Origin of the sequence: Bacteroides faecis MAJ27 (assembly GCF_900106755.1) — a bacterium.
Taxonomy (GTDB): domain Bacteria; phylum Bacteroidota; class Bacteroidia; order Bacteroidales; family Bacteroidaceae; genus Bacteroides; species Bacteroides faecis.
In genome coordinates, this window is the sequence record NZ_FNNN01000006.1 from 247,395 (window position 1) to 253,533 (window position 6,139).

The following is a 6,139-nucleotide window of genomic DNA, read 5'->3' on the forward strand; positions in this document are numbered from 1 at the left end:
TTAATAAAAACACAACGACGATGAGAAAAAAATGCTCGTTTCTATTTTGTATTTTATTTACATTCCTTACGGGACATGCAGAAAGTATAGAATACACTAAAGGACTTTCTATTTGGTTTGATACCCCTAACACTTTGGAAGGACAAGCAATCTGGCACGGTAGAAAATCAGACACCAGTTGGGAATCACAATCATTGCCTATCGGCAACGGAAGTATTGGTGCCAATATTCTGGGTTCAGTAGAAGCGGAGCGTATTACTTTTAATGAGAAAACACTCTGGCGTGGCGGTCCTAACACAGCGAAGGGAGCGGATTATTATTGGAATGTGAACAAACAGTCGGCTCATATATTGGATGAAATACGGAAAGCGTTTATAGAGGGAGACCAGCAGAAAGCAGAAAAGCTGACACGGGAGAATTTCAACAGTGAAGTTCCTTATGAATATTCCGGAGAAAAGCCTTTCCGCTTCGGTAATTTCACCACCATGGGGGAGTTCTATATAGAAACCGGATTGAACACAGTAAAGATGAGCGAATACAAACGCATCTTGTCGCTGGACTCGGCAATGGCAGTAGTCCAATTCAAAAAAGACAATGTGGCTTATCAACGCAACTATTTTATTTCTTATCCTGCCAATGTAATGGTCATGCGTTTCAGTGCCGACCAACCAGGTAAGCAGAATCTAATTTTCAGTTATGCACCCAATCCGATGTCTACCGGACAAATCGCTATTGATGGCAGTAACGGTCTTGTTTATTCTGCTTTTCTGGAGAACAACGGAATGAAATATGCAGTGCGTATCCAAGCTACAGTGAAAGGCGGAACTTTGAATAATTCAGATGGAAAACTTACAATAAAGGACGCAGATGAAGCGGTGTTCTATGTCACTGCTGATACCGATTATAAAATGAATTTCGCACCGGACTTCACCGATCCTAAAACATATGTCGGTGTTAATCCACTTGAAACAACGCAGCAATGGATGGAGGATGCAGTAGCCAAAGGATATACCAACTTACTGGACGAGCATTATAAAGACTACGCCGCTTTGTTCAACCGGGTGAAACTGGAGTTGAATCCTACAGTGAAAACTGCAAATCTGCCGACAGAACAACGACTAAAAAACTATCGGAAAGGACAGCCGGACTACTACTTGGAAAAACTCTATTATCAGTTCGGACGCTATCTGCTGATAGCCAGTTCACGACCGGGCAATATGCCCGCCAACCTGCAAGGTATCTGGCATAACAACATAGACGGGCCTTGGCGTGTGGATTATCATAACAACATTAATATCCAAATGAACTACTGGCCGGCCTGCTCTACAAACCTGGATGAGTGTATGCTTCCGTTAATCGATTTTATCCGCACCTTAGTGAAACCGGGGGAAAAGACCGCTCAGTCTTATTTTGGTGCAAGAGGATGGACAGCATCTATCTCCGCCAACATCTTCGGCTTTACTACCCCATTGGAAAGTCAGGATATGTCATGGAATTTTAATCCGATGGCAGGTCCCTGGCTGGCAACCCATGTCTGGGAATATTATGATTACACCCAAAATCTGAAATTTCTGAAAGAAACCGGATATGAACTGATTAAGAGCAGTGCGAATTTTGCAGTTGATTATCTATGGCATAAGCCCGACGGCACATATACAGCTGCGCCATCTACTTCACCGGAGCACGGTCCGATTGATCAGGGAGCTACATTTGTGCACGCAGTAATCCGTGAAATCCTATTGGATGCCATCAAAGCAAGTAAAGAACTGGGAATAGACAAAAAAGAGCGTAAGCAATGGGAACATGTACTTGCCAATCTCACCCCTTATAAAATAGGACGCTATGGTCAGTTAATGGAATGGTCGGTTGATATTGATGACCCGAAAGATGAACACCGCCATGTAAACCATCTGTTCGGCTTACATCCGGGGCATACCGTTTCTCCTGTCACTACTCCCGAACTGGCAGAAGCTGCTAAAGTAGTATTGGTACATCGTGGTGACGGAGCTACCGGTTGGAGTATGGGATGGAAGCTGAACCAATGGGCACGCTTGCAAGATGGAAACCACGCTTATACCCTTTTTGGCAATCTGTTGAAGAACGGAACAATGGATAATTTATGGGATACACATCCTCCTTTCCAGATTGACGGAAACTTTGGTGGCACAGCCGGTATTACAGAAATGCTATTGCAGAGCCATATGGGATTCATCCAATTACTGCCTGCCCTGCCGGATGCGTGGAAAGACGGTTCAATTCAAGGTGTATGCGCCAAAGGAAATTTCGAGATAGGTATTATATGGAAAGACGGACTCTTGAAAGAAGCTACCCTCCTATCTAAGGCAGGACAGAATTGTACCGTGAAGTATGCTGATAAAACAATCTCGTTCAAGACTGTAAAAGGACATAGCTATCAGCTAAAATATGACAAAGAGAATGGATTAATAAAAATCAAATAACAACACTTAGACTTATGCCATTTTAAATGAATACAAAAACATTTACCCCCAAATCGACCATGAAAATTTATACTTGTCTTTGCCTGCTTTTTTTAGCCGGTTATCTGGTTGCCCAGAATAACACTTCGGCATTGTTGCCTATGCCCAATCAGATTACCTCAGTAAAAGGGAAACCCTTCACTGTCCGTTCCGGAAAAACGGCCATCTATATGGGTCAGCCGGAGTTGCAGTTTACTGCCAATACACTGCAAAATATATTATATGACAGAATGCAAGTAGAAATCCCACTTGCCTCCGAATCCGGCCATGCTGATATCCGCTTGTTAATTGATCCTGCAATGGATGGAAAAGAACACTATCGTATCGAAATAACTTCCAAAGGAATAACTATCAGCGGAGCTACCGCAGGAGCAGTCTATTATGGAATCATGACGATGGATCAGCTTCTTTTAGGTGACGCGTGCGCCACTGCACAAAAAGAGATTGCTCCTGTCCACATTGATGATGCGCCCCGCTTTTCTCATCGGGCACTGATGCTCGACCCTGCCCGTCATTTTCTTCCGGTAAATGATGTGAAGTTCTTCATTGACCAGATGGCACGTTACAAATACAACATACTCCAACTGCATTTGACAGACGACCAGGGATGGAGAGTCGAAATAAAAAAACATCCTAAATTGGTCGGCAAAGATTATTATACGCAAGAGCAGCTTGCCGAAATCATCCAATATGCTGCCCAACGGAATATCGAGGTCATTCCCGAACTGGATATCCCCGGACATACAGTAGCTATATTAGCTGCCTATCCCGAATTGGGATGTACTCATACCGATACGCTGCCTAAGATAGTAGGTAAAACTACAGATTTAATGTTGTGTGCGAATAATGAGAAAGTGTATTCCGTCTATCAGGATATCATCAAAGAAATATCTTCATTGTTCCCATCCGATTATATACATTTAGGAGGCGACGAAGCTGTAATAGAAAAGAACTGGACCAAGTGTACCCGTTGTCAGGCTATGATGAAAGAACTAGGTTATCAGAAAGCATCACAGCTCATGATTCCTTTTTTCAGCCGCATGCTTTCATTCGTCCAAGAAAACGATAAGACTCCTATACTTTGGTGCGAACTGAATAACATTTATCCACCTGCCAACGACTATCTCTTTCCTTATCCCAAAAACGTGACTTTAGTAAGTTGGCGCGGAGGATTGACGCCTACATGCCTTGAACTCACCCGAAAACATGGTAATCCGCTTATCATGGCACCAGGTGAGTACGCTTATCTGGATTATCCGCAACTGAAAGGAGATTTTCCCGAGTTTAATAATTGGGGCATGCCCGTTACTACTTTAGAAAAGTCGTATCAATTCGACCCGGGATATGGCGTGTCCGCTGAAGATCAGGCTCATATCACCGGAGTTATGGGAACTTTATGGGGAGAAGCCATACGGGACATAAACCGGGCAACTTATATGGCATATCCCCGCGCTTTCGCATTGGCAGAAGCCGGATGGACACAAATGAAATCCCGTAATTGGGAATCATTCAAACAACGTCTTTACCCCAATCTGACTAACCTGATGAAGAAAGGAGTTTCGGTACGTGTGCCTTTTGAGATAGTTGACAGGAAGTAAAATCTCAATTATAAGCCATTTAAGTGCTATTCCAACTAGACAAGCCAAAAACTATCTATTTTTAGGGATAGGACATTTATGTAGCTATTCAAATAGCATATAAAGTTGGAAGCATACTACTATTCTTTATTATACTAGTACACAGTCAGATATATATTATTATATTCTCAAAGTATTCTCATGCCTTTGAGAAAAAAGTCTCACCTTAATGAGAAAAAATACTCATCTCTATGAGAAAATTTTCTCATAGGGGTGAGAAGTTATTCTCATTGAAGTGAGAATAAAAGGTCTTTGTAGGAATCTGATAATGACTCAGTATTTCTCGTTTTATAGATGCTTTAATTCATTACGGAATAAAGGAATGGACACTTTTTTGATGCGGCAACTTTGATATTTCAAATAAGTTCTTGTGGAACTTGGTTGATTCTGTCTTTAAATAGATCCAATACTGTTTGTATTCACCAATAATCTCATTTTTACGTGTGCAAATATAAAACTATTTTTTAAAGAATAATATAATAACCTCATTTTTTCTTTATTTTCCTCCTAATAAAATGTTTTTTCCAACATATCCTCATCAAAATACTACAATTTGAGTATCTAATTTAGTACTCAAAACATAATAAAAGTCATTCTTATTCATAATACACTCATTGACTATTATTTATCTTTTCTCCCTCTAATACTATTAAGTTCCACAAGAACTAAGATACAATTTGTATTTTTATAGAAACAAAACAGCATAGTTCAGCATTGAAGAAAAAAAAGATATGACACGTCAACCTTCTAGTATAAATAAATCAACAAATCTGCTTATGAATTCATAAAAATAAGTCCATTTAATGTACGCATAACAGTACAAAAGCATACATGATTAAAGATCAATCAAGTATAAAGTAAGATAAAGTCCTATATCTAGGAAAACACAATGAAATATTGCCCATAAAAAAACAGGCAACCATATAAGATAACCTTAATCATTCACCTAAAATCAGATTCATGGAAAATACATCTTAGCAATCCGTTCAGAAACTTCATCAAGCGAAGTTCCCTACTTCTCCTTGGTGTAAATAAAGTTACTTAAATCGCTCCTTGACAAGGAGTATTAATACTTAAATACTATTTATGAAAAAGAAAATCACACAAACTTTACTGCCAATCATTATGGGATTATCCGTAATAACGCAGTTTGCCTGTTCGGATGACAATAAATCAGGCAGTAATTATAATGGCCCTCTAAAACTAACTACTTTTTATCCGGATTCAGGATATCTTTCCTCCAAAATTATAATAGAAGGTGAAAATCTGGGAACAGATGCTTCTAAATTATCAGTATACTTTAATAAAAAGAAAGGTTACATCTCACAAGCAGCCGGAAATATTCTGATGGTCTATGCTCCCAAATTGCCGGGAGATACCTGCATCATTTCTGTAGTTAAAGGAAATGATTCTCTTACCTTTGATAATAAATTCCGTTACATCTCCCGTTTTACAGTGGAAAATGTATGCGGTAAAACAGGAAGTAGATACAATATTGGCGGAGATCTCGCCAGTACAACTATTGAAGGCTGGAGATTGAAAGTAGGATGTTGTGATCCGGAAGGTAATTACTATTCATGTTATTCTTGGTTTGGACACAATGGGGGTCTTGCATTAATCAGTGAGAAAAAGAACCTGTCAAAGAAAATCATATCAGAACTGGTTAATGATGTAATGTATCATAAAGTAACAGAGAAACTGTATGCTGTAAGCACACAAAAAAACGTCATTTATGAAATTGATCCTTCCAACGACTGGAAAGTCAAGCGACGTTACTTGAAGCCACAGGACCCTCCCGACAAACAAGTTGACTACAACTCCACATCCTGTATAGCTTATTGTACTGTAGATGGTTACTTTTATGGCCGTACGGCAACCAAACAATTATTCCGCTTCAAACTTGAAGATATGGTGGAAAATATAAAGTCACTTGACCCACTATTATACTCCCACTTGACCCATCAAAAATATATTAGAATTAAGTAGAGAAAAATGCATTTTAAC

General features: G+C 39.7%; 3 protein-coding genes. All 3 read left to right on the forward strand.

Features of this window, described 5'->3' with window-relative positions; translation table 11 throughout:
- The first annotated feature begins 20 nt into the window (after positions 1–20).
- The 3 genes from BLW31_RS07715 to BLW31_RS07725 all read left to right on the forward strand — a co-directional run bounded on the left by BLW31_RS07715 (position 21) and on the right by BLW31_RS07725 (position 6,121).
- A complete protein-coding gene (locus BLW31_RS07715) occupies positions 21–2,459 on the forward strand; it encodes a glycosyl hydrolase family 95 catalytic domain-containing protein (protein WP_010537371.1) in 2,439 nt (812 codons plus the stop codon).
- Between the two features lie 59 nt (positions 2,460–2,518).
- A complete protein-coding gene (locus tag BLW31_RS07720) occupies positions 2,519–4,096 on the forward strand; it encodes a beta-N-acetylhexosaminidase (RefSeq protein ID WP_010537370.1) in 1,578 nt (525 codons plus the stop codon).
- 1,125 nt (positions 4,097–5,221) lie between these two features.
- Entirely contained in the window at positions 5,222–6,121 is a 900-nt protein-coding gene (locus tag BLW31_RS07725) for an IPT/TIG domain-containing protein (RefSeq protein WP_010537369.1), read from the forward strand.
- The last annotated feature ends 18 nt before the right edge of the window (positions 6,122–6,139 follow it).

What these genes read in the sequence shown, in the direction of transcription:
- BLW31_RS07715 (WP_010537371.1), top strand. Translation starts at nt 21, where the DNA reads ATGAGAAAAAAATGCTCGTTTCTATTTTGTATTTTATTTACATTCCTT.
- BLW31_RS07720 (WP_010537370.1), top strand. Translation starts at nt 2,519, where the DNA reads ATGAAAATTTATACTTGTCTTTGCCTGCTTTTTTTAGCCGGTTATCTG.
- BLW31_RS07725 (WP_010537369.1), top strand. Translation starts at nt 5,222, where the DNA reads ATGAAAAAGAAAATCACACAAACTTTACTGCCAATCATTATGGGATTA.